22 protein-coding genes are annotated in these 23,383 nt (G+C 69.7%); 6 read left to right on the top strand and 16 right to left on the bottom strand.

Features of this window, described 5'->3' with window-relative positions; all coding sequences use genetic code 11:
* Positions 1-108: 108 nt before the first annotated feature.
* Both E1281_RS19225 and E1281_RS41285 read right to left on the bottom strand, forming a co-directional pair.
* Entirely contained in the window at positions 109-1,383 is a 1,275-nt protein-coding gene (locus E1281_RS19225) for a PH domain-containing protein (RefSeq protein WP_243717115.1), read from the bottom strand.
* A 287-nt stretch (positions 1,384-1,670) separates the two neighbouring features.
* Positions 1,671-2,366 carry a PH domain-containing protein gene (locus E1281_RS41285; protein ID WP_207943366.1) on the bottom strand — a complete coding sequence of 232 codons (696 nt, stop codon included), beginning with the start codon at positions 2,364-2,366 and terminating at the stop codon, positions 1,671-1,673.
* A 79-nt stretch (positions 2,367-2,445) separates the two neighbouring features.
* On the opposite strand from E1281_RS41285, the gene E1281_RS19235 reads away from it, so the two are divergent.
* The 3 genes from E1281_RS19235 to E1281_RS19245 all read left to right on the top strand — a co-directional run bounded on the left by E1281_RS19235 (position 2,446) and on the right by E1281_RS19245 (position 5,075).
* Positions 2,446-3,594 (top strand): NADH-quinone oxidoreductase subunit D, encoded by a 1,149-nt coding sequence (locus E1281_RS19235; protein ID WP_131880110.1) that lies wholly within the window; start codon positions 2,446-2,448, stop codon positions 3,592-3,594.
* Positions 3,595-3,684: 90 nt separating this feature from the next.
* A complete protein-coding gene (locus E1281_RS19240; RefSeq protein WP_131880112.1) occupies positions 3,685-3,984 on the top strand; it encodes a hypothetical protein in 300 nt (99 codons plus the stop codon).
* 8 nt (positions 3,985-3,992) lie between these two features.
* A complete protein-coding gene (locus E1281_RS19245; protein WP_131880114.1) occupies positions 3,993-5,075 on the top strand; it encodes a hypothetical protein in 1,083 nt (360 codons plus the stop codon).
* A 17-nt stretch (positions 5,076-5,092) separates the two neighbouring features.
* On the opposite strand, the gene E1281_RS19250 is transcribed toward E1281_RS19245, so the two are convergent.
* The 11 genes from E1281_RS19250 to dacB form a co-directional block, all read right to left on the bottom strand.
* Complete coding sequence (locus E1281_RS19250) at positions 5,093-5,602, bottom strand: DUF3180 domain-containing protein (RefSeq protein ID WP_131880116.1); 510 nt, start codon at positions 5,600-5,602, stop codon at positions 5,093-5,095.
* Positions 5,599-6,168, bottom strand: a complete 570-nt coding sequence (gene folK, locus E1281_RS19255; protein ID WP_243717117.1) for a 2-amino-4-hydroxy-6-hydroxymethyldihydropteridine diphosphokinase — start codon at positions 6,166-6,168, stop codon at positions 5,599-5,601. The genes E1281_RS19250 and folK overlap by 4 nt, the downstream gene beginning before the upstream one ends.
* A 14-nt stretch (positions 6,169-6,182) precedes the next feature.
* On the bottom strand, positions 6,183-6,548 hold the full coding sequence (gene folB, locus E1281_RS19260; RefSeq protein WP_131880120.1) for a dihydroneopterin aldolase: 366 nt from the start codon (positions 6,546-6,548) through the stop codon (positions 6,183-6,185).
* A complete protein-coding gene (locus tag E1281_RS19265; protein ID WP_131880122.1) occupies positions 6,545-6,982 on the bottom strand; it encodes a nuclear transport factor 2 family protein in 438 nt (145 codons plus the stop codon). Before E1281_RS19265 ends, folB begins: the two co-directional genes overlap by 4 nt.
* Positions 6,979-7,902 carry a dihydropteroate synthase gene (gene folP, locus E1281_RS19270; protein ID WP_165959002.1) on the bottom strand — a complete coding sequence of 308 codons (924 nt, stop codon included), beginning with the start codon at positions 7,900-7,902 and terminating at the stop codon, positions 6,979-6,981. The genes E1281_RS19265 and folP overlap by 4 nt, the downstream gene beginning before the upstream one ends.
* A gap of 318 nt (positions 7,903-8,220) precedes the next feature.
* The gene (gene folE, locus E1281_RS19275) at positions 8,221-8,808 is read right to left on the bottom strand and encodes a GTP cyclohydrolase I FolE (RefSeq protein WP_131880143.1); all 588 of its coding nucleotides are present in this window, start codon (positions 8,806-8,808) and stop codon (positions 8,221-8,223) included.
* A gap of 155 nt (positions 8,809-8,963) precedes the next feature.
* On the bottom strand, positions 8,964-10,967 hold the full coding sequence (gene ftsH / locus E1281_RS19280; protein ID WP_131880124.1) for an ATP-dependent zinc metalloprotease FtsH: 2,004 nt from the start codon (positions 10,965-10,967) through the stop codon (positions 8,964-8,966).
* A gap of 369 nt (positions 10,968-11,336) precedes the next feature.
* Entirely contained in the window at positions 11,337-11,900 is a 564-nt protein-coding gene (gene hpt, locus E1281_RS19285) for a hypoxanthine phosphoribosyltransferase (RefSeq protein ID WP_131880126.1), read from the bottom strand.
* Between the two features lie 17 nt (positions 11,901-11,917).
* Positions 11,918-12,925 carry a tRNA lysidine(34) synthetase TilS gene (gene tilS, locus E1281_RS19290; protein ID WP_131880128.1) on the bottom strand — a complete coding sequence of 336 codons (1,008 nt, stop codon included), beginning with the start codon at positions 12,923-12,925 and terminating at the stop codon, positions 11,918-11,920.
* Between the two features lie 79 nt (positions 12,926-13,004).
* Positions 13,005-14,114 (bottom strand): zinc-dependent metalloprotease, encoded by a 1,110-nt coding sequence (locus E1281_RS19295; RefSeq protein WP_131880145.1) that lies wholly within the window; start codon positions 14,112-14,114, stop codon positions 13,005-13,007.
* 116 nt (positions 14,115-14,230) lie between these two features.
* Complete coding sequence (dacB, locus tag E1281_RS19300) at positions 14,231-15,571, bottom strand: D-alanyl-D-alanine carboxypeptidase/D-alanyl-D-alanine-endopeptidase (protein ID WP_131880147.1); 1,341 nt, start codon at positions 15,569-15,571, stop codon at positions 14,231-14,233.
* Between the two features lie 208 nt (positions 15,572-15,779).
* Here dacB and E1281_RS19305 point away from each other — a divergent pair, with 208 nt between their 5' ends.
* The gene (locus E1281_RS19305; RefSeq protein ID WP_131880130.1) at positions 15,780-16,271 is read left to right on the top strand and encodes an inorganic diphosphatase; all 492 of its coding nucleotides are present in this window, start codon (positions 15,780-15,782) and stop codon (positions 16,269-16,271) included.
* Positions 16,272-16,478: 207 nt separating this feature from the next.
* On the opposite strand, the gene E1281_RS19310 is transcribed toward E1281_RS19305, so the two are convergent.
* The 3 genes from E1281_RS19310 to E1281_RS19320 form a co-directional block, all read right to left on the bottom strand.
* Positions 16,479-17,723 (bottom strand): NlpC/P60 family protein, encoded by a 1,245-nt coding sequence (locus E1281_RS19310; RefSeq protein ID WP_243717119.1) that lies wholly within the window; start codon positions 17,721-17,723, stop codon positions 16,479-16,481.
* Between the two features lie 126 nt (positions 17,724-17,849).
* Positions 17,850-19,631: a sigma-70 family RNA polymerase sigma factor gene (locus tag E1281_RS41955; RefSeq protein ID WP_131880132.1), complete on the bottom strand. Its 1,782-nt coding sequence runs from the start codon at positions 19,629-19,631 to the stop codon at positions 17,850-17,852.
* Positions 19,632-19,873: 242 nt separating this feature from the next.
* Complete coding sequence (locus E1281_RS19320; protein ID WP_165959003.1) at positions 19,874-20,629, bottom strand: nuclease-related domain-containing protein; 756 nt, start codon at positions 20,627-20,629, stop codon at positions 19,874-19,876.
* Positions 20,630-20,771: 142 nt separating this feature from the next.
* Between E1281_RS19320 and E1281_RS19325 the strand changes: the two genes are divergently transcribed.
* Positions 20,772-21,443 (top strand): MerR family transcriptional regulator, encoded by a 672-nt coding sequence (locus E1281_RS19325; protein ID WP_131880136.1) that lies wholly within the window; start codon positions 20,772-20,774, stop codon positions 21,441-21,443.
* The coding region (locus E1281_RS19330) for a VIT domain-containing protein (RefSeq protein WP_131880138.1) at positions 21,440-23,383 on the top strand (1,944 nt) is incomplete at its 3' end. The genes E1281_RS19325 and E1281_RS19330, both read left to right, overlap by 4 nt.

Below are 23,383 nucleotides of genomic sequence, written 5' to 3' on the forward strand. Positions count from 1 at the left end.
GTCACCGCGGGTCCGGCCCGTCCTCCCCGTCCAGCAGGCCGAACCGGTTCCATGCTCGTCGAGACCGGCGGGACGGGGAAGGAGAACGCGGTCCTGTGGATAAGTCCGTCAGCGGGCCCAGCGCGTCGGGTCTCCGCCGCCGCCGCGGCGGGCGGCCAAGGCGCGCCGGGCGGTCGATTCGACGATCGCGCGGGCCTCGCCGAGCTCGCGGTCGGTGGCGGTGACCTGGACGGGTCCCGGAGGCGCGTCGACATGGACGGTGGCGAGGCCGAACAGGCGCTGGAGCGGGTTCGCGGTGAGGCGCACGGACTGCGCTCGCGCGTGGGCGATCACGTCGGTGCGACGGCAGGGCCAGCCATGCCGGGTCACGAAGACCACGTCGTCGGTGCCGGCGCCGTCCGCCTGGTCGACCGACACGGCCTTGGAGGAAGCGGGGACGAGGGACACGGCGTCGACGTGCGTCCCGGGGAAGACCTGCGAGACGAGATGCATGGCGACCTGCCGGGGCGCGACGGGCAGCAGCGTCGAGGACAGCGCCTGCCGCTCCCCCGCGTAACCCGCGACGGTGACCTCGACGCGGGCCCAGCCGAGGCTGCGCCAGATCACCGGTTCGACGATGCTGACGGCCTGGACGCGCCCGGGAGGAAGCGTCTGCATCCTGGTCTCCAGCAATCCGTAGCGGAGGCGGATGCCGTCCGGAGACATCGCCACCGTGAAGTTCGCGTACATCACCAGGGGTGCGACGACCGCCCGGATGAGCCCCAGAAGGACGGGGATGGTGACGGCCAGCATGCCGCCCTCCGCGTACATCAGGAGGAACACCACGGACGCGAGAAAAAGAAGCACCGTGCCGAGGACGGGCAGCCGGATGAGCAGGGACGCGAGAAGCGGGCCGAACCGGACGCGCCACAGGTGCCGTTCGGGGGCCTCGGGCGTGTGGCCCGGCAGCCCGGCGGCGAGGGCGAGGAGTTCGGCGCGCAACTGGTGGGCGGAGCGCCGCCCGAGGTAGCGGAGCACGATCTCGCTCTGCTCGCCCCCGGCCAGTTCGACCCGGACCTCGGCCAGGGCGAACGCTCGTGTCACCAGAGGACGGACGAGGTCGATGGCCTGGATGCGCGAAAGCGGGATCCGGCGCTTGTTCTTGCGAAGCAGACCGGTCTCGACGACAAGGTCGTCACCGTCGACACGGAAGCGTAGGCCCAGCCACGACCAGAGACCCGTTCCGAATGCGATCAGCACCATGGGGACGGTCACGATCAAGAATCTGGCCAGCACCTCTGGGGTGAGCTCCAGGGCGATGGTGTCGTCCGTCTGCGTCAGCAGGAGGGGAAAGCCCACCAGGACGAAATAGATGATGAGGATGATGAACGCACGCAGAGGCACCGTCGCCCAGTGGAGCTTGTGCGTTCCCTCGGAGAACCGGATAGGCGGACGCCGCCCCGGAGGTGGCCCGTAGCCATAAGGGGGACGAGGCGGGCCATAGGGCGGGCCAGGCTGCTGCCCGTAAGGCGGACGCGGGCCGTAAGGCGGACGCGGGCCGTAAGGGGGCCCGGGGCGACCCTGCGGCCCCGGAGGACCGTGCCCGCCAGGGGGACCGTGCGGCCCCGGACGGCCCTGGGGACCGTAGGGCCCGTACGGGCCCGGTGGTCCAGGTGGGCCATAGGGGCCGCTCATAGGCCCATGCTCCGTTCCTCGCCTTTATGAGCGAGGCGATCGCGCAGGAGTGCGGCCTCGGCGGTCGGCAGACCAGGGATGGTCGCGTCCGTCGCCGCGGCGGCGGTGTGCATCCGGATGGTGGCGATGCCCATCCACCTCTCCAGGAGCCCAGCCGTGACGTCCACGAACTGCATCCGCCCGTAGGGGACGACGATGAGGCGCTTGACGAACACTCCGTGCGTGACGATGAGGTCGTCCGCGCGCTCGACATAGCCGTAAGCCCGTCGGTCGAGTTCGGCCACCAGCCAAGCGAGGATGACCCCCAGAACCACGGCGGCGACCCACATCACGACGGGGATCAGGCCACCGTTCCCCCACACGACGAGAGCGCCGACACCCCCGACCGGGATGGACCACAGGGCGGCGGAGAGGAGCCTGTGCCAGGCGTGGCGTTTGGAAATGGGGTACCACTCAAGGCCGCCACCGGGCGCGAACGCCTGCTCCGCCTGGTAGACGGGCGCCCCGGACGCCTGCTGGTGCGGCGGGTAGTGTGCCGGTACCTGCCCCTGGCCGGGCTGACCCGGCTGAGGGGGTTGGCCTGGCGGTTGACCCCCATGACCCGGGCCCGGCGGCGCGGGCGGGTGCGCCGCGCCCTGCTGCCCAGGGTTCGCGGCGGGCTCGTAAGGCGGTTCGCCGTGGCTCGCGTTCATTGCCCCCTAGTCAACCGGATAACGAGTGCCGATCGCCATGGGACCATGAAGCGGTGATCGGAGCGGCGGAGGCGCGACCATGACCACCGAACGGATCGTCGGGATCGGTGCGGGCGCCAAGGAGCTCGCCACCGAGGACATGACCTTGAACATCGGCCCCCAGCACCCGTCCACGCACGGCGTGCTGCGGGTGAAGCTGACCCTGGACGGCGAGCGGATCTCGGCGGCCGAACCCATCGTCGGCTACATGCACCGGGGAGCGGAGAAGCTCTTCGAGGTCCGCGACTTCCGGCAGATCATCGTCCTGGCCAACCGCCATGACTGGCTCTCGGCGTTCTCCAGTGAACTCGGCGTCGTCCTCGCCGTCGAGCGGATGCTCGGCATGGAGGTTCCGGCCCGCGCCGTATGGACGAGGACGCTGCTGGCCGAGCTCAACCGGATCCTCAACCACCTGATGTTCCTCGGCTCCTATCCGCTCGAAATGGGCGCCATCACGCCGGTCTTCTACGCGTTCCGTGAGCGTGAAGTGCTGCAACGCGTCATGGAGGAGATTTCCGGCGGACGTATGCACTACATGTTCAACCGGGTCGGCGGGCTCAAGGAGGAGCTTCCCGCCGGCTGGACGGCGCGCGCGCGGACCGCGGTGTCCGAAGTCCGTGCCCGCATGGGCGACATCGACGACATCATCATGGGCAATGAGATCTTCCGGGCCCGGACGAGAGGCGTCGGCGTCCTGACGCGGGAGCAGATCCTGCAGTACGGCGTGTCGGGCCCCATCGCGCGCGCGTCCGGGGTGGACTTCGACCTGCGCCGGGACGAGCCGTACCTCGCCTATGGCGACCTCGACGTCCGCGTGGTCACCCGGTCGGAAGGCGACTGCCTGGCCCGGTTCGAGTGCCTGCTCGACCAGGTCCACGCGTCACTCGACCTCGCCGACGCCTGCCTCGACCGTATGGCCGAACTCCCGCCCGGCCCCATCAACCAGCGGCTCCCGAAGGTGCTGAAGGTTCCGGAGGGCCACACCTATGCCTGGACGGAGAACCCCCTAGGCATCAATGGCTACTACCTCGTGTCACGCGGAGAGAAGACCCCGTGGCGCCTGAAATTGCGGTCCGCGTCGTTCAACAACATCCAGGTACTGACAGAACTCCTGCCCGGCAACCTGGTCGCAGACATGATCGCGATTCTGGGCTCGATGTTCTTCGTCGTGGGCGACATCGACAAATGACGACTCCGCCCCACGACCGGAGACCGTAAGGGTATTCCTGAACCGACAGTGGGCTGTTCGCGTCAGAGGACATGACGTGAGGAGTCGCCTATGACGCAGATGATGACCGAGGGTCCGTCGCCCGGGGCGCACACCGTCCCGCCCGAACAGCAGTGGGCGCAGCCGGATCAGCACTGGGCCCAGCGAGATCAGCACTGGGCTTCGCCGGAACAGCAGTGGACCGACTGGGGCCGGGCCCGGACGTCCTGGAGCGAGGGCAAGCCGAAGCGGGGCTTTCCCAAGGCCGTGTTCCTCCCCCTGGGTGTGCTCGCTGCTCTGTTCGTCGTCGCCGGTCTGTTCCTGGTCGTCGCGGATCCGGCTGGAGCGGCCGCGCTCTGCGGCGGCGGATGACCGGCGCCGTGACCGAGTCGAGCGAGGGCCTGGCACCGGCGATCACCGTCAGGCCCACCGCGACCCCGGCTCCTGGGCGGCAGGCCGCCGCCCAGGAGCCGGGGCCCGCCCGGACGTTCCGGACGCTGCGCCGTACCTGGCTGCTGGGAACGGCCCTGCTGTCGGCGGCCGCCTTCGCCGGGGCGATCGTGCTCGCCCCCGACGGTTCGGAGCAGCCCGGCCGGGCGCTGGGAACGCTGCTGTTCCTCGGCTCGTCCGTGCATGTGGCCTCGACCGGCTGGTTCTTCACGCTGCCGGAGGTCCGCGCCCACGCCGCGGTGCACCGAGGCCGGTACGTGATAGCACCGGCGGCGCTGATCCTTGGCACGGCGCTTACCGCGGTGATCGTCCCTTTCGAGCAGTTGCAATGGGCGCTGCTGGTCTACCTGGCCTGGCAGTTCTTCCATTTCCAGAAGCAGAACCTCGGGATGGCGGCGCTGGCGGGGGTCGCGCAGAAGACCGGATCGGTCCGCCCGCTCGAACGGCGGGCGATCATGCTTGCCGGGGCGGGCGGTATCGCGGCGCTGCTCGTCCACCCGGAACTTCTCCAGCTCGGCGTGGACCCGCCGCTCAGATTCCTGTTCCCCGTGGCGTTCGCCGTGTTCGCCAGCGGTGTCGCCATCGGGCTGTACGCGCTCGCAAGGCGAGACGGACGACCCATCGCGTTCACGTCCATCTACCTGATCTCGTTGTTGTTCTTCACCCCGGTCTTCGTCTTCGACTCCCCGTACGCGGCGGTCGCCGGGCTCACCATCGCGCATGGCTACCAGTACCTGCTCATCGTCGGCCTGGTGTCAGGCGCACCTAGGCGGGGCCGTTCAGGGCTGAGCGGACTGTGCATCATGGCCACCATCGCCCTGGCGGGCGGTATCGCACTCCACCAGGCGTCCCACATGCACGGCTCGCCGCTGATCTGGGAGCGGGCGCTCTACGGCGCCTACCTCGGCGCGGTGATGGCCCACTTCGTCATCGACGCCGGCCTGTGGCGGCTACGGGACGAGTTCCCGCGCCGCTTCCTGACCGCGAGCGTCCCGTACCTGCTCAAGCCCTAGGCGCACCCTAGGTCGCGCTAGGCACGGGACGCGCCGCGGTCGCGTTCCTCTTCATCCGGATCCTTGGGCACGCGGCACGCGTACTCCAGGAAGAAAGCAGCCCCCACCAGGACGGCCGCGGCCAGAAACGTGCCGCCGCTTACGAAGAAGTCGTGGCGGGGGGTCGGCTTGTCGAGCGACGAGGCAAGGCTTACGGCGAACCCGCCGAAGACGCCCGCGATGACCGCGGCGGAGTGCGCGCTGGCCTTCCCCAAGGCCGCCATCCGCGCCACCGCCATGGGCTCCAGCGGCTTGGGGGGCGGTTTACGGCCCGGCTCGGGCCGAAGCCCCTCTCCGCGCTTGCGGCGGAGCCGGCGCAGCACGTTCACGCCCGTGAACCCCTCACCGAGGGCGAGCAGCAGCAGCGTCGGCACCGCGGTCCACGGCAGCGGCGGCAATGACAGGTAGGTCGAACGCAGCACCGCCCAGGTGATCAGCGCGACGACGACCACCAGGGCGATGAGGAACAGCGGCCGGGACGGTTTCATGCAGGCTGCTGGAGAGCCAGGTCTTCCCGGCGCCGAACGGCCGACGGCCCACCCTCCGACTGCTTGGCTTGGGCGAGGTCACCGACACGGCCGTGCCCGGGGAGCAGCACGTCCGGCTCGATGTCGGCCCAGGGGACGAGCACGAACGCCCGCTCGTGCGCGCGCGGGTGCGGGAGCGTCAGATCGGGGTCGTCGGACGTGATGTCCCCGAACACGACGATGTCGATGTCGAGTGTGCGGGGCCCCCAGCGGACCACACGCTCCCGGCGCATCGAATTCTCGATGTTCAGGACGCGTTCGAGCAGGTTCTCCGGTGGCAGCCGGGTGTCGGCCACCAGAACGACGTTGAGGAAGTCGCCCTGCTCCGGAATGGTCTCGCCGGGCGGGGCGAACGGCGGCGTCTCGTAGACCGGGGAAAACGCCACGAAGCTCAGGCCCGGCGCGTCGAACAGCGCGTCAACCGCCTCCTGGATGTTGTCCAGGCGATCGCCCAAATTGCTGCCGACCGAGAAAACGACGCGGTGCTGGACCAGCATGTGGCCGCCTGTGGCGGTGCGGTCGTGCATGCGGTCGGACGCTGTCATTGGCGACTCCTCCTGATCTTCACGGCGATGTCCGTGAAGGGGTGCGGCACCGGGGCGCTCGGCTTGTGGACGGTGATCTCGACCTCGCTCACCGTCGTATCTTCCAGACATATTGTCGCCAACCGGTCGGCCAGCGTTTCAAGGAGGTTGGCGGGCTCCCCCTCGACGACGGCGACCAGGCGGCCGGCGAGCGTTCCGTAGTCGACGGTACGCGAGAGGTCGTCCCCCGCGGCGGCCGGGCGGGTGTCGAGGCCGAGGACCGCGTCCACCACGAACTCCTGCCCCAGCTCACGCTCCGCGGGCAGGCATCCATGCCGCCCCCGCGCCCGCAGGCCGCGCAGTTCGATGCGGTCGAGACTCATTCTTCCTCTGCATCCACGACGTTGAGGACGGGTGAACCGTGGTGGAGCAGAAGCCGCCACTCCCCGTCCGACCGCACGAACACGTTCGTCGCCACGATGCTTCCCCCCGCGAGGAATCCGGTCTCGGTGTCCTCGTCGGCGGTGAGGACGTTCTCCTTGCACGTCACCACGGCATGGTCGCCGTACACGTCGGTCTCGACGTCGGTCAACACGAACTGGATGTAGGTCGTGTTGGCCATGATGAGCGCCCAGGAGCGGAGCACTTCCTCGCGGCCGCGCAGCATCGTCCAGCCGGGATGCACGCAGGAGACGCCGTCCGCGTACGGGCCGTCCGCCCAGACGTCCGACATGCGGTCGAAGTCACCGGCCTCGAACGCGGCGTAGAACTCGGCGTGTACCTCGTCCACGTCGGTGCGGTTCACGGCACGGCTCATAGGCGGGAACTCCCGTGGTCGGCGCGATCGTCTGCCGCGGCTTGTTCAGGACTCTCTCGGTTGCCGGGACGTGCCGCGCGCATGGCCGCCGCCACCCGTACCGCGTCCGCGTTCGGGCGGACACGGTGGACGCGCACACACCACGCACCGGCGGCCGCCACCAAAGACGTGACGGCCACGGTGGCGTCGTCGCATTCGATGAACGGGCGGGGCGTCCCGTCCGGGTCGGCGAGCAGCCTGGTCAGGAACCCCTTGCGGGACGCTCCGACCAGGACCGGGTACCCGGTGCCCGTGAACGCGTCCAGATGGGCGAGGAGGGACCAGTTGTGCCCCGCCTCGGGGCGCTTGGCGAACCCCAGGCCGGGATCGAGGATGACCATGGACGGATCGGCACCCTCGGCCAGTACGGCGTCGACCCTGCGCAGCAGTTCATCGCGCACCTCACGCACGACGTCCGCATAGATGGCGCGTGTCTGCATGTCGTGGCTGTGGCCTCGCCAATGCATCACCACGTACGGGACGCCCGTGGCGGCGACCACGCGAGGCATGGCCGGATCGGCCAGCCCGCCACTGACGTCGTTCACCAGGCGGGCGCCCACGCCGACCGCGGCCTCTGCGACTTCAGCGCGCATGGTGTCGACACTGACCGGGACGTTCTCAGCCGTGAGGGCCTCTATGACGGGGACCACGCGACGCAGTTCCTCGCTCTGTGACACGCGCTGCGCGCCAGGCCGGGTGGACTCGCCGCCCACGTCCACGATGTCGGCGCCCTCCGCGACGAGGTCCAGGCCATGACGAATGGCCTTCTCCGGGTCGAACCAGGCCCCGCCGTCAGAGAACGAATCGGGGGTGACATTGACCACGCCCATGACGAGGCACCGCCCTGGCGCGGGCAGGCCCGGAACGACGGCACTGGTCATGACACCCAACCCTATGCCTTGATCTCAACCCCCCGAAGCGACGACGACGGCCGCCGATCCGCATCCGGCACGCCCTCCGGTCGCGCTTGCCATACCCGGAATATCCGACCCGCCACGCCCGCGCCCAGGTCCACCGGATCGGGCTCGCCACCGGCGGCCCATGCCGCGCCCCGGCCATCCGCCTCAGGAGCCGACCCGTCCGGCGCAGATGTTGACGTAAGTCACCCTCGGCACTCGCGCCTCACAACGACGGAACGGGCCTCAGCGCGTCGCTGAGGCCCGTTCCGTCGCTCGCCGTCCCGAAACCGGGGTGCGCGGTCAGTAGCGGCCGAGAATCAGGCTCATCGCCTCGGACCGCGTTTCCGCATGATCGCGGAAATCGCCGCGCACCGCCGACGTCACCGTCTTCGCGCCCGGCTTCCGCACGCCGCGCATGGTCATGCACAGATGCTCGGCCTCGATCACCACGATCGCGCCCCTCGGCTCCAGCACGCTCATCAGCGCGTCGGCGACCTGGCTGGTCAGCCGCTCCTGGACCTGCGGGCGGCGCGCGTACACGTCCACCAGCCGGGCCAGCTTCGACAGTCCGGTGATCTGGCCCTTCTTGTTCGGCGTGTACCCCACGTGGGCCACTCCGTGGAAGGGCACCAGATGGTGTTCGCACACCGAGTACACCTCGATGTCCTTGACCAGGACCATCTCTTCGTGGTCGGCGTCGAACACCGTGGTCAGCGCGTCCTCCGGCGTCTGGCGCAGGCCGGCGAACTGCTCGGCGTACGCGCGCGCCACCCTGGCCGGCGTCTCGCGGAGCCCATCGCGGTTGGGGTCCTCCCCGATGCCGATCAGGATCTCGCGCACCGCCTTCTCGATCCGCGCGTGGTCGAACCCGGGCGGCTCCTCCAGGATCCGTGCCTCGCCCTCGACGAACGCACGCCCCGCGTCCTGCGCGGCGTCGTCAGCCGTCCAGCGGGCCTGTGCGCCGGCCTGCGAACCTGGGGGCGGTGACCCGCCACCAGGTTCGCCATGCGCAGCCGTTTCGTCCTGCGGTTCAGCCAAGGTGGTCAGCTTTCACCCTGCGCCGGGTCGCCGGCCTCCGAGGGGACGCCGCTCTGGCCGTTGCCCTTGGTCAGGTCGGCGACGTCCTGAGGGCCGAGCAGGGCCAGCTCCTTGCGCGTGAGGATGGGCGGCCGGTCGGACGGGAGACGCTTGCCGTAGCCCGTGTAGGAGTTCTGGTGCGGCCGCTTCTCGATCGGCGCGAAGATGTCCAGGACCTGGTCCTTGGACAGGGTCTCCTTCTCCATGAGGTTGACGACGAGCTCGTCGAGGACATCCCTGTACTCCACGAGGATCTCCCACGCGGTGTCGTGGGCGCCCTCGATGTAGCGGCGGACCTCGTCGTCGATCGCGGACGCGATGTCCTCGGAGTAGTCACGCTCGTGGCCCATGTCGCGGCCGAGGAAGACCTCGCCCTGCCCGGAGCCGAACTTGCGCGCTCCCAGGCGCTCGCTCATGCCGTACTCGGTCACCATGTTGCGCGCGATCGAGCTGGCCTTCTCGATGTCGTTGGCCGCACCGGTGGTCGGCTCGTGGAAGACCAGTTCCTCCGCGGTGCGCCCACCGAGCAGCATGGCGAGCTGGTCGGTCATCTCCGACCGCGTGGTGAGGAACTTGTCCTCCATCGGCAGGGTCATGGTGTAACCCAGGGCCCGTCCGCGCGGCAGGATCGTCACCTTGTGCACCGGGTCGGAGTTCGGCAGCGCGTGCGCGACGAGGGCGTGCCCGCCCTCGTGGTAGGCGATGATCTTCTTTTCCTTCTCCGACATCACCCGGGTCTTGCGCTCCGGCCCGGCCATGACGCGGTCGATGGACTCCTCAAGGGTGTCCATGTCGATCAGCTTCCGGTCGAAGCGCGCGGTGAGCAGCGCCGCCTCGTTGATCACGTTGGCCAGGTCGGCTCCGGTGAAGCCGGGAGTACGGCGCGCGATCGTGTCCAGGTCGACGTCGGGGCCGAACGGCTTGCCGCGGCCGTGCACCTTGAGGATGCCCTTGCGGCCCTCCAGGTCCGGGCGGTCCACGGTGACCTGGCGGTCGAACCGGCCGGGACGCAGGAGCGCCGGGTCCAGGATGTCGGGGCGGTTCGTCGCCGCGATCAGGATCACGCCGCCCTTGACGTCGAAGCCGTCCATCTCGACCAGCAGCTGGTTGAGGGTCTGCTCGCGCTCGTCGTGGCCGCCGCCGAGGCCCGCGCCGCGGTGCCGGCCGACGGCGTCGATCTCGTCGATGAAGATGATCGAGGGGGCGTTGGTCTTGGCCTGCTCGAACAGGTCGCGGACACGGGACGCGCCCACGCCGACGAACATCTCGACGAAGTCGGAGCCGGAGATCGAGTAGAACGGCACCCCGGCCTCGCCGGCCACGGCGCGCGCCAGCAGCGTCTTACCGGTGCCGGGCGGCCCGTACAGCAGGACGCCCTTGGGGATCTTGGCGCCGATCGACTGGAACTTGGCCGGGTTCTGCAGGAAGTCCTTGATCTCTTCCAGCTCTTCCAGGGCCTCGTCGGCCCCGGCCACGTCAGCGAACGTCGTTGTCGGAGTGTCCTTGGTGATGAGCTTCGCCTTGGACTTGCCGAAGTTCATCACCCGCGAGCCGCCGCCCTGCATCTGGTTCATGATGAACAGGAAGATCAGCACGATGATGATGATGGGCAGCAGACTGAACAGCAGGCTCATGAAGAAGCTCTGCTGTGGAACCTCGACGTCGTAGCCGCCGGACAGCTTGCCCGCGTCGGCCTGCTTCTGCAGCGCCTGCTGAAGCTGGTGACCCTGGCCCCCGACCCAGGACGTCTCCTGATGCTCACCGTTGTTGAGCGTCAGCTCGATCCGCTGGTCCTTGTCAATGATCTTGGCGGACTTCACCTGTCCCGCGTTGATCTCCTGGACGACCTTCGATGTGTCGACCTTCTCGTACGAAGGACCGGGGTTGATGCCCCACATGAGAAGGGCGACCAGGAGGCCGAACAGCAGGATCCACAGCAGCGGCCCGCGAAAGTAGCGCTTCACGTCCATTTATCCGGTTACCCCTCCGGGGCCCGTCCCTCCTGACCAACGTCTGTGTACAGTCCTCGTCCATCCCGGGGGACGGACGCCGGGGCGACCAACAATGCGACTCACGAGGCTCCGCCGCCCGGGGCTCCGGACCCACCACAGCGGCTTCCCTCATGTGGCTCCCCAACCCGAGGGTCCGGGACACCGACGGTACACCGCAGGGCGCAGAAGGCGCAGCCGACGCCGTTCCCCTGCATCCTTTCCATATACCCGTCAACGACCTTTGCAACGATTCGTCACGGTCTCTTGTTCCCCGGAGGCGCCCCGGGGGCGCCTCAGCGGTGCGAACACCTCAACGGTACGTGGACTGGGCCCTGCGCCGGGACGCGGCTACGCGCCGTCTCCACCGTAGACGTGCGGTGCCAGCGTGCCGACGAACGGCAGGTTCCGGTACTTCTCCCCGTAGTCGAGCCCGTAGCCGATGACGAACTCGTTGGGGATGTCGAATCCGATGTACTTCACGTCGATGTCGGTCGTGACCGCCTCGGGCTTGCGCAGCAGCGCGCAGATCTCCAGCGAGGCGGGGCCCCGGGAAAGCAGGTTGCTCACCAGCCACGACAGCGTCAGGCCCGAGTCGACGATGTCCTCCACGATCAGGACGTGCCGGTCGAGGATGTCGGTGTCGAGGTCTTTGAGGATGCGCACGACCCCTGACGACTTCGTTCCCGAGCCGTACGACGACACGGCCATCCAGTCCATCGAGGCGGGCGTGTGCAGCGCGCGCGCCAGGTCCGCCATGACCATGACGGCGCCTTTCAAGACTCCGACCAGCAGGAGGTCCTTGCCGGTGTAGTCCTCGTCGATCTGCTCGGCGAGCTCCCGCACCTTGGCCTGCAGGTCCGCCTCGGGGATCAGCACCTTCGCCAGGTCCGTGCCCAGGTCCTTCTCGTCCACTACCCCACCCTCATCGCTCAGACCTCGCCCGTCCGGCCGAACAGCAGCTTCCCATACCGCCGGACGGCTCGTAGCCCCCCGGGCAGGTCCACGTGCCGCTGGCCGTGCCAGGCCGTGACCAGCCGCTCCACCGCATCGACATGGACGGCCGCGAGCGTACCCGGTGGGCTGCCGGCCGTGACCGCGGCCATCCGCAGAACCCGGGTTCGGACGGCTCTGGGCAGGTCCCCGAGCCCTTCCACGAGGACGGCCACGCCGTGCCCGTCCTCAGGGGCGTCCAGGTCGGCGAAAGCCTGCGCGGCGAGCTCTTCCAGGTAGTCCGCGTCATCGCGGAGCATCCTCGCGGTCCGCGCCAGAGCCTCCGTAACACCGGGGCCGAGGGTCTTTTCCAGAGCGGGCAGCGCTTCATGGCGTACGCGCACACGCGTGTAGGCAGGGTCGGCATTGTGGGGGTCGTCCCAGGGGTCCAGCCCCATCGCCTCGCACGCCCTGCGTGTGGTCGCACGGTCGAGCTCCAGCAACGGCCTCCGGTAGTGGACACCGGACCGGCGCCGGAATTCGGGCGCCATACCTGACAGCGACCGGGCTCCGGAACCACGCGCCAACCCCATCAGCACGGTTTCGGCTTGGTCGTCCTGGGTGTGGCCTAGAAGAACCGCCGCGGCTCCCAGTCGGCCGGAGGCCTCGTCAAGCGCCGTGTAGCGGGCGTCACGGGCGGCATTCTCCGGGCCCCCGGCTCCGTCGACGGTGACAGCGATCGATCCGGCTGGGTCCAGGCCCAGGTCGGCCAAGACACGGACCACGGAGTCGGCGCGCTCGCCCGACCCCTCCTGGAGGCCGTGGTCGATCGTGATCCCGCCTGCGGGACGTCCCGCCCTGGGCGCCTCGAACGCGAGTGCACCGGCGAGCGCCAGGGAGTCTGCGCCGCCGCTGCACGCGGCCAGCACCATCTCGCGCGGTGGGAGGTCCGCCAGGACGCGCCGTACCGCGAGACGTACCGCCGCCACTGCCGGATCAGGCCCCATGCAGAACCTTTACCACCGCCCGGCGTCCCGCACGCACAGCGACCAGCCCCGGCGCAATGACGGGTCGTGCTCGGTCGGGTCAGGCTTCGTTGGCTTCGGGGGGCGCATCAAGGGCGCGGGGACCGACGACCCTGTTCATCCAGAGGGCCGGCTCCTTGATCTCGTCGTGCGTGGGCAGCGTCTCCGGGGACTGCCACACCTGGTTGAACCCGCTCATCCCCACCTCGGTCACGACCCGCCGGACGAAGCGCGACCCCTCCGCGTACTGCTTCATCTTCAGGTCGATGCCGAGGAGGCGCCGGATCGTCTTGTCGAGCCTGGAACCGCCGTCCCGCCGTCCCTGGAAGCGCGATCGGATCTGCTGGACCGACGGCACCACTTCCGGGCCTACCGCGTCCATCACGTAGTCGCCGTGTCCTTCGACCAGCGTCATCACCGCGGTGAGACGGTCGAGGATCTCGCGCTGCTCGGGGCTCTGGATCGCGTCGATGAGGTTGGCCTCGCCGCCGCGCACGGCGTCTGCGACGGCCTCGGCCGCGTCCCGGATGCGGTCCAGCATCACACCCGGGTCGAGGTCGGAGGCGAGCAGGAACTGGGTCATCTGGTCCTGCACGTACTCGCGCAGCCACGGCACACCGGTGAACTGGGCACGATGTGTCTCCTCGTGGAGGCACACCCAGAGGCGGAAGTCGTGCGCGACCACATCGAGTTCCTGCTCGACGTGCACGATGTTGGGCGCGACCAGGGTCAGCCGTCCAGTCGGGGCCTGGCCGGACGGGTCCGGCGGCAGGAACAGCTCGTACTGCCCCAGCACACGGCTGGCCATGTAGGCGAGGATCGCGCCGACCTGCATGCCGGTGACGCGGGAGCCGACCGCCTGGACGACCACGTTGCCCGCACCGCCGAGCGGTCCGGGACCGCGCCTCTCGTTCATCTGCTCCATGAGCGGTTCGAGCACCACCCGGAAGCCGTCCACGTTCGCCCGGATCCAACCGGGCCTGTCCACGATCGTCGCGGGGTCGGGATCGAGTTCGGAGGCCATGCCGGTGAAGTCCCGCACATGCCCGTGGGCGATTTTCGACAGATCACGGAGCTCCGCCACGACCTCGCGGGCCTCGGCATGGCTGACCTGCGGTCCCGGCCTGACGAGCCGGGTCCCGGCCTGGACGGCCACGTTCCAGTCGATCATTGAGGCGCTCATGTACTCCACCGTACGTTTCGGACGCGGCGCCGGAGCGCCTCTGCTCAGTCGTTCAACGAACAACCGTCCTGGTTATCTCCCATATGACCCCAACCACACCCCGTTCAGCCTCCGGCTGACGGTGCGCCACCGCAGCCGCAGGCCGCGACCGCGGCCGCGAGCCGGTCGAGCTTGCCGGGATCGACCGGCCCCTTGCCGTCCCCGGCCATGAAGGCGAACGCGAGCAACCGGCCGTCGGCGTCGTGGGCGAGCCCGGCCAGCGTGCTGACGCCCGCCAGCGTGCCGGTCTTGGCGCGGACCGCCCCGGCCCCGGCCTGGCTGGAGGGGAGGCCGAAGCGCGGCGGGCTCAGCGTGCCGGAGAACCCGGCGACCGGAAGGCCGGTAACGGCCGAGCGGAGCTCCGGATGGTCGTCCCCGGCGGCGAGCGAGGTGATGCGGGCGAGCGCGAGAGGCGTGATGCGGTTCAGGATGGACAGGCCGCTGCCGTCATTGACCGAAACGCCTTCCGTGACACCGAGCTTGGCGACGACCTCCTCCACGGCCAGCGCGGCGTCCTCGAACGTCGCCGGACGGCCCTGCTTGAGGGCGACCTGCCTGGCCACCGCTTCGGCCACGTCGTTGTCGCTCTCGGTCATCAAGTGCTCTACCAGGACGGACATCTGCGGCGACTGGACAGCACCGAGCCGCGCCGCTCCCTCCTGCGCGGTCGTACTGCGCCCGGGATTCGCATCCACTCCGTTCTTGGAAAGCAACTGTGCGAACTGCTTCACGGCAGCGACGGGTGGATCCGAAACCCGCGTCCTCTTGGACGAGTCCCCTGGCGAAACCCGTCCTTCGTCGACCGTCAGTGCGCTGACCGGTGCGACCTCCCCGTCAGGTACGTAGTTGGGCTTCCACCCGGGGGCCGTACGGGAGCCCCGATAGGCGGACGCGTCGTAGTCCACGTGTACCTGCTTCACCCCGGACGCCTTCAGCGCCGTGGCCGTCTGCTGAGCCAGGGCCAAGAGCGACGCCCACCGTGGATGACCGGCCCCAGGGCGCGCAGGAAGTGCCGTCAAGGTAGGATCCCCGCCTCCGACCAGTACGATCCGGCCGCCGGCACCCTGCACGACCTGTGTGGTGATCCGGTGTGCGGGACCGACCGAGGCCAGCGCCGCCACCCCCGTCACCAGCTTCGTCGTCGAGGCCGGGGTCGCGGGCTGGTCGGCCCGCCGCTGGAACAGCGGACGGCGGGTCGCCGCGTCGATCACCACCGCATTGATCTTCGCGTGGGGTCCGCCGATCAGGCCCGAGAGCCGTCCGGCCAGCGTGGACGCGTCCGGTAGCGGCCCCGACGCCGGGTCGGCCGCGGGGATCGCGAGCGAGGCCGGGACCGGGACGAGGTCACGCACGGCCACGCTGGGCGGCTGCGGGGACAGGTGGCGGTCGGGTGTGAGTTTGGCCACTGCCAACGCGGCGGTGACGGTGAAAACGTTAAGGAGGGACAGCGACATGACCATGAGGGCACGGCCCCGCCCAGGCACGTGACCGACCCTCTCCCACTCAGCACTCACCAACGTGCGACATCCTTATACAAGGGAACACCCAGTGGGGACGGCCTCGCCCACGGGCTCCCAGACTATTCACTGCAGCGTGCAGGGAGCGGAGGACATCTTGGATTTCGACGTCACCATTGAGATCCCTAAGGGCCAGCGGAACAAGTACGAGGTGGACCACGAGACCGGGCGCATCCGGCTCGACCGCATGCTGTTCACCTCTACGCAGTACCCGGCCGACTACGGGTTCATCGAGAACACCCTCGGCGAGGACGGCGACCCGCTGGACGCACTGGTGCTGCTGCAGGAGCCGACGTTCCCGGGCTGCCTCATCCGCTGCCGCGCCGTGGGCATGTTCCGGATGACCGACGAGGCCGGTGGTGACGACAAGGTCCTGTGCGTCCCCGCGACCGACCCCCGCATGGAGCACCTGCGCGACATCCACCACGTCGCCGAGTTCGACCGGCTGGAGATCCAGCACTTCTTCGAGGTCTACAAGGACCTGGAGCCCGGCAAGTCCGTCGAGGGCGCCAGCTGGGTGGGACGCGACGGGGCGGAGCTGGAGATCGAGCGGTCGCTCAAGCGCGCGGCGGACCAGGGCGGCCACTGAGCGCCCCCCGTCCGGCCCGCCGGACGGCCGCCTCAGCCGACCGGCCACGCCTGACCGGTGGAGCCGCGCCCACAGCCGGGAGTCGCGGACGGCGCCGATCCGCTCCCGCGCCCCGCGACACGGCACGTGAAGAACCCTTCCGCACGGACGCCGCGCGGAAGGGTTCTCGCCTTCCACACCCCAGGGTCGGCGTGGGCCCTCGCAGTATCAGCCTGAGGGGCGGGTCGCACCGATCAGGTCGCCTCGGTGGATGCCGGCTACGCGCACCCGCCCACCGGTGAAAGGCGCCTCCACCATCTGGCCGTCGCCGATATAGATCCCCACGTGGTGGATGGTGCCGGGGTCGGACGTGTTCTTCGCAAAGAAGACGAGGTCACCTGGACGCAACGCGTCGATGGGGATGTGCGGGCCTGACGTCCACTGCGTGCCGGTCCAGTGGTCGAGCCCTACGCCGGCCTTGTCCCAGGCGTACATCGCCAAGCCCGAACAGTCGAAGCCGCGGATTCCCGCACCGTGCGCTATGCCGTGGCTTGGGCCGGCTGTCGTGCCTCCGCCCCAGGAGTACGGGGTGCCGAGCCACTTCAAGGCCGCTCGCGCTGCGATGGCACCACGCGCGACGGATGTCGCCGGCCCCTCTTGGGGCCGTCCTGAATCGATGAACGCGGTGCGGGCTTTGCGCGCTTCCACCTTCTCCGAGGCTCGTTCCCGCGCGCGCTTGAGCCGGACGGCTCGCGCCTGAGCGCTCCCAAGCCGACGCTCCAGCCGCCGCTTTTCCGCCTCGATGTGTTGCACGGACTCCTGCTGGCTGACCACCGCCTCCTGAGCGAGCCGCCTGGCCTCCTCGGCACGTTTCGTCGCCGCCCCTTGCTCATCGAGCGCCTTCTGCGCCTGGCGTCGGAAGACATCGGCGACGCTCTTGGACGCCTCCACCCGGCGCACCACCGCGGCTCGTCTCTCGGCGAGCATCTCGAGGAGCGCGGCACGGTCCATGAAGCCCTGCGGACCCCCTTGGCCGACGAGCGCCGACGAGACCTGGTCGTAGCCGGTGCTGGTGCGGTAGAGCTGCGCGGCGAACGACGCCAGGCCGGCGCGCGTCTGCTCCGTCCTCCGGTCGGCCTCGGCCAGACGCGCCTGGGCGTCCTGGTAGGCCCGCTGGGAACGTTGGAGTTCGAGTCGCTCGCCGTGGTAACGCTCCACGGCCGCTGCGGCGGCTACGGCGAGCCGGTCCAGTTCACCGTCCGCCTGCGCGAGCTTGGCCTTCGTCCGGCCGACCTCGGCGGCCCGGTCCCTGACCTCCTGCTCGCTGTGCTCAACGTCCTCCGGACCTGGGGTCGGATCGGCTGCGGCGGAGCGGGCCGACGCGGCCGGTGCCAACAGGCCCATCCCGATCGCCACGCTGGACGAGAAGGCGGCCAGCCGCAGGACCACACCGCGGGTGGGGGACGCGGTCACGCGACGAGTCTGTGCTGCGCCAGGAGACATGAGCACGTCCTCCCCCCGGCATGTACTGCTTAGCGCAAACGATCACCTACGAAGAGTAGTTGACTCAGGCAATGGCGGGTAGTTTCGCCACTCCCGTCAAGGACTGGATGTCGTGCCTGTACTGGAAGGACCCGTGTTGGGAGAACTCGTACCGGGAGAGGTGGACGGGGGCGGTGATGAAGGCTTTGGAGGCGGTGGCGGCTCCGGTCCGTCACCAGAGGGCGGTGGCCCGGAGGGGGGCGGTTCTGGAGAGGACGAAGGATCAGGCCGAGTAGGGGAAGGATCGCCCGGACGGTGTGTCTCCGGTGGCGTTGACGGATTCCCTTGGCCAGGCCCCGTCGGCGTGGGTGTGGGCGTCGGGCCCGGGTCGGGATCGTTAGGGCGCCAGGTGACGTGCACCTGAGTCCCACCTGGCGCGAACGTGATGCCGCCGTCCCCGTGGGAGTTCGATCGTCGCGGGACGTGGACGCGCACGGTCACACTCCGCCCGGCCGCAAGCCGTCCGGACGCCGGGTGAACTTGTACGCCTCCCCACGTCTTCGCTTGCCACGTCACTGGTCCGCCTTCTGCATGCAGGTCTATGGACCCGTCCGAGTTCCCGGCCAAGTCGAGAAAGAGCGGGGATACCGCAAGAGCGCCCTTGGCCGCAGGGCCCGGAGGGGCATTCACGGGCGGCGATGCCGGCGGCGATGTCCGCAGCGCGGTCGGCGGGGCGGATGGGGCCCTCGCGCCAAGCGGAAATGTGGCGGAGACGGGAGAGGCGTTGAGGTAGCCGACAACTTCCGGGCGGTCCGACCGCCGCCCATCCTCCGGTCGTTGCGAGATGCCGGGAACAGCAGTCGGACGTGGCCCGGCGACAGTGTCAGCGTCCTGTTCTCCGGTGTCGAAGAACCCGTACATAGAAGCGATCCCACCGCCGGCCAGAAGGGCCACCACCGTGAGCACCAGAGCGACACGGACGGCCTGCGCCCCGAGCCTCGGCTCCTTCGACGGGGAACGCGTTCTACGGAAGCGATGCAGCCACGACCGTCCATCCTTGTCCGCCGGCCAGGGCGTCCGTGCCGGCTGCGTGCCTTGGACGGGGAACCCGTCGGGCGTGAACTCGGTGATGCGGGTGGCGACGAAGAGTCTGTAGCCGACCAGTTCCGGATCGAGGAAACAGCTCATCACCCGTAGCCGGAGCTCGGCTGCCAGCGCGGGATCCGGCAACAGCCCGTAAACCTTGGCCGCGGATACGGTACGCGGGCGGAAAGCGCAGCAGACGGAGCAATTCTCCGAGTGCTCCATCAACCGGCTGTTCAGGTCGTGGGTGAACGCACCGTGCCGTTCCCGCAGGAGCACGGCACGTTCCGCGCAGCCGTACGGCCCCTGGTACGCGAGCATTTCGGCCGTCAGCGCCTCTTCGATCTCGCCGTGCGCGCGGTCGAGAGATGACTGTGCGTCCTTCAGCGGTACATCGAACACCGCGGCCAGATCGGGCACGGACAGCTGGTGCCGGACCCTCAGGTCCAGGATCTCCCGGGAGACCGGCCGCAGGGCCAGCACCGCCTGCCACGCCATGATGCGCTGGTCGACGTCGTCCTGGTCGTGGCTGGCGACCGGAACGTCGGGCGGCTGTTCCCTGGACGGCAGCCGGCGCGCGCATTCCACCCGGGCGATGGCGTAGAGCCACGGCGCGAACCTGCCCGGGTCACGAAGCCTGCCGATGTGCGCCTCCGCGCCGATGAACGTGTCGCGCAACGCCACCTGGGCGGCGTCCCGGTCCCGCAATTGAAACCAGCAGTAGGCGTAGAGCCGGCCGGCGTGGGCTTCGTACAAGGCGGCCAGGGCGTCGGGATCACGCTCGCGTAGCGCCTCGACCAGGAGATGGTCGTGCATGCCACAAAAGGTAAAGGTTCAGGGCGCTCTTTACTGGCCAATTCAAGAGATCGAACTCGGATACCGAACACCATTCTTACTCTTCAGGGACACTTTTGGGAGAGTGTCGGGCATGAGAGTTTTAGGGGGTTTCGACCGCAGTTCTCCAACCAAAGTGATCGATCATCTAGCAGCCACGCCAGCAGGGGTGATCGAATACGGCGGCACGTGATCGGGCGCCCAACGCTTCACTTTTCAACCGGTCAATCAGGCAGAAGGATTTCCATCATCGGCGGCAGCGCCCGTTCAGCCGCCGCGGCGATGGAGGCGACCTGGGCGCTGGTGTAGATGACGGGCTCCCTCGCAATCACACGTGAGAACGCCCTCGCCGGATAGAACAGCACCCCTTCATGCTCTACACCGTCCCGCCCGACACGGGCGCCATGGACGACCACAATCGGCGTGACGTGGACTTCCTGGTCCAACTCCTCGGAGAGGAGTTCGGCCACCGTGTCGGCGGCCCGTGCGGCCACACCCGTGACACCGACGACGGGTCGGCGTCCCACCCACAGGCGGCGCTGTTCGGTGCGCAACCGAGCCCCCACCCGGAACCGCCGGCTTGCGATCGCGTAGATACCGGACAGGCCGACCACCAGGTGGTCGAGATTCGCCGTCGGAGCGGCACCGCCCCGCAAGGCCCGGTCGTGCAGGACGTGAAAACCCGCGGGATCCAGGCGGGCCAGCCTCCGGCCGGTGCTCCGCTCGGCCAAGGCCCCCCGCCGCCAGTTGGTCACCGGCCCTGGCCGGAGCCACCCGTACGCCGCGTGCGCGGCGAAGGTGAGGACAGCGGCCAGGAGCCCCGCCCACCAGACGCTCACGCCGGCCGCGACGACTCCCGCGCCGCCGGCCACCACCGCTCTTATCGCACGTCGCTCCCAGCGATGCTCCGCGGCCAGCGCACGGTAGCGGTACAGGGCCGAGGCCCCGGCGCTGGACACGCCGACACCGCTGCTGCGCACCGCAAGGCCCCTTTTCCTCGACCCCCGAGCCGCACCTGGAGGCACAAGCGTGCGGCAGCCCGGCCCTTCCAGCAAGGATTTCCGAAACTTGATCTTCGATCGGATTTGACACTGTCATCGTGACAGTGTCATCATCGTGCCCATGGACGGGACCTGGACGATCAGCGAGCTGGCGGAGCGCGCCGCCGCGGCGCTTTCCGCGGACGGATCCGCGCAGGTCAGCGGCCGGGTGCGCGATCTGCCCAACGAGCGGCTGATCCGCTGGTACACCACGATCGGCCTTGTCGACCCGCCGCTCGGCCGCCGCGGCCGCACCGCCCTGTACGGCCCGCGCCACCTCTTGCAGCTCGTCGCCGTGAAGCGCCGCCAGGCCGCGGGCCGCTCGATCGCCGAGATCCAGCTCGAACTGGCCGCCGCGACCGATGCGACCCTCGAACAGGTCGCCGCGGGAGCCGGCGACGACGGAGCGGGCTCGGCGGAAGCGACAGGGCCGCCGGACCCGGAGCCGGGGAACGCTCCCGCCCGCACCGCCTTCTGGAGTACACGGCCCGACGTGTCCTACACCTCGGCCTCCGTGGCCGATGACTACGGCAGGCCGGACACCGCCGAAGCTCGCACCTCCGTCGTTCAGGGGGTCCGCCTCACACCCGGCCTCACCCTCCTGCTCGACGTGCCCGCGCTGGACGGCGACGACCTCGCCGCCATCGAGGCCGCCGCGCGCCCGCTGCTCGACGAACTGCGGCGGCGCGGTCTTCTCACGCCCGCAGCACCCCCCGCGTTCCTGTCCGCCGACTCATCCCGGAGGTCCCAGTGACCGTGCGCATACTGCCGCTACCCGACACCGACCCCCCGGCGACCGACCGCGGGATCGGGGCACTCACCACCGACAAGGGCAACCTGCCGCTCGACTCCGTCGACGTGCACGCCTCGATCACCGGACTCGCCGCCGGTATCCAGGTCGTCCAGGGCTTCCGCAACCCGTTCGACATGCCGCTGGAGGCGACCTACATCTTCCCGCTGCCCGACCGCGCCGCCGTCACCGCGCTGCGCATGGAGGCCGCCGACCGGGTCATCGAGGGCACGTTGAAAGAACGCGGCCGCGCCAGGCAGGACTACGACGCCGCCATCGCCGCCGGACAGCGCGCCGCGATCGCCGAGGAAGACCGCCCGGACGTCTTCAGCATGAGGATGGGCAACATCCTTCCCGGTGAAAGCGTCACGGTGAGGCTGACGCTCACCCAGCCCCTGCCGCACGAGTCGTCCTCCAGCGCGACGTTCCGATTCCCGCTCGTCGTCGCGCCCCGCTACATCCCGGGCACGCCGCTGGACGGTGGGCGCGCCGGCTCCGGGGTCGCCGACGACACCGATTCCGTGCCGGACGCGTCCCGGATCAGCCCGCCCGTCCTGCTGCCGGGCTTTCCCGCCCCGGTACGGCTGGCCGTCACCGTCGACATCGACCCGGCCGGGCTGCCGCTGACCCAGATCCGCTCGGCGCTGCACGTGGTGGCCGAGGAGGGCGACGGTGAACGCACCACCGTCCGGCTGCGGCCGGGTGAACGCCTCGACCGCGACTTCATCCTGCGTCTGGACTACGCGCCGCACGAGAGCGCGGCCCTGTCCCTGGTCCCGGACGAGTCGGGCGAGGAGGGGACGTTCAGCCTGACAGTGCTGCCCTCCGGAGAGGCCCGGCCGAGCCCGCGCGACGTGGTGCTCGTCCTCGACCGTTCCGGCAGCATGCAGGGGTGGAAGATGGTCGCCGCCCGCCGCGCCGCCGCCCGCATCGTCGACACGCTCCGCCCCGAGGACAGATTCGCGGTCCTGTCCTTCGACACCGTCATCGAGCGCCCCCGCGACCTCGGCGCCGGAATGGCCGACGGCACCGATCGCAACCGGTTCCGCGCGGTCGAGCATCTGGCGGCGCTGAACGCCCGTGGCGGCACCGAGATGCTCGGTCCCCTGGACGAGGGCTGCCGCCTGCTCGCCGACTCGGCGCGCGACCGGGTCCTGGTCCTCATCACCGACGGCCAGATCGGCAACGAGGACCAGATCCTCGCCCGCCTGCAACCTCACCTGCGCGGTGTCCGCGTCCACACGGTAGGTATCGACCAGGCCGTCAACGCCGGGTTCCTGAACCGCCTCGCCGCCCTCGGCCAGGGGCGTTGCGAGCTGGTCGAGTCCGAGGACCGCCTCGACGAGGCGATGGAGCAGATCCACCACCGGATCGCCGCGCCGCTCGCGACCGAACTCACCCTCCACACCGACGACCTGGACCTCGTTCCGGACTCCGTGGCCCCCGGCCGGCTCGGCGCACTGTTCCCCGGCGTACCGCTGGTGGTCACGGGGCGATTCCGCGGCGCCCCCTCCGGCTCGCTGTCGATCCGCGGCACCGGATCCACCGGGGCGGCGTGGGAACAGCACGCCACGGGCACCGTCACCGAGAACTCTGCCACCACATCCATCTGGGCCCGCGCGCATCTGCGCGACCTTGAAGACCGCTACACGGTCGGCGGTGCGGACGAACTGGAACAGCGCATCGTCGACACGTCCCTCCGCTTCGGCGTCCTGTGCCGCTTCACGGCGTTCGTGGCCGTGGACAGCCGCGTGGTCACCGAGGGCGGCACCCCCCACCAGGTCGTCCAGCCGGTGGAGACACCGCGAGGCTGGGCCCAGCCCTCCGCCGCCCCGCGGATGACGCCGGCCGCCTACTCGGCCGCAGCAGAGAGCTCGCCGGACCTCCTCATGCTGCCCCAGGCC

Origin of the sequence: Actinomadura sp. KC345, assembly GCF_004348515.1 — a bacterium.
Taxonomy (GTDB): domain Bacteria; phylum Actinomycetota; class Actinomycetes; order Streptosporangiales; family Streptosporangiaceae; genus Spirillospora.

Coding starts and splice junctions, on each gene's coding strand:
- E1281_RS41285 (WP_207943366.1), bottom strand. CDS start 2,366: ATGAACGCGAGCCACGGCGAACCGCCTTACGAGCCCGCCGCGAACCCT.
- E1281_RS19235 (WP_131880110.1), top strand. CDS start 2,446: ATGACCACCGAACGGATCGTCGGGATCGGTGCGGGCGCCAAGGAGCTC.
- E1281_RS19240 (WP_131880112.1), top strand. CDS start 3,685: ATGACGCAGATGATGACCGAGGGTCCGTCGCCCGGGGCGCACACCGTC.
- E1281_RS19250 (WP_131880116.1), bottom strand. CDS start 5,602: ATGAAACCGTCCCGGCCGCTGTTCCTCATCGCCCTGGTGGTCGTCGTC.
- folK (WP_243717117.1), bottom strand. CDS start 6,168: ATGCACGACCGCACCGCCACAGGCGGCCACATGCTGGTCCAGCACCGC.
- folB (WP_131880120.1), bottom strand. CDS start 6,548: ATGAGTCTCGACCGCATCGAACTGCGCGGCCTGCGGGCGCGGGGGCGG.
- E1281_RS19265 (WP_131880122.1), bottom strand. CDS start 6,982: ATGAGCCGTGCCGTGAACCGCACCGACGTGGACGAGGTACACGCCGAG.
- folP (WP_165959002.1), bottom strand. CDS start 7,902: ATGACCAGTGCCGTCGTTCCGGGCCTGCCCGCGCCAGGGCGGTGCCTC.
- ftsH (WP_131880124.1), bottom strand. CDS start 10,967: ATGGACGTGAAGCGCTACTTTCGCGGGCCGCTGCTGTGGATCCTGCTG.
- tilS (WP_131880128.1), bottom strand. CDS start 12,925: ATGGGGCCTGATCCGGCAGTGGCGGCGGTACGTCTCGCGGTACGGCGC.
- E1281_RS19295 (WP_131880145.1), bottom strand. CDS start 14,114: ATGATCGACTGGAACGTGGCCGTCCAGGCCGGGACCCGGCTCGTCAGG.
- E1281_RS41955 (WP_131880132.1), bottom strand. CDS start 19,631: ATGCACGACCATCTCCTGGTCGAGGCGCTACGCGAGCGTGATCCCGAC.
- E1281_RS19325 (WP_131880136.1), top strand. CDS start 20,772: ATGGACGGGACCTGGACGATCAGCGAGCTGGCGGAGCGCGCCGCCGCG.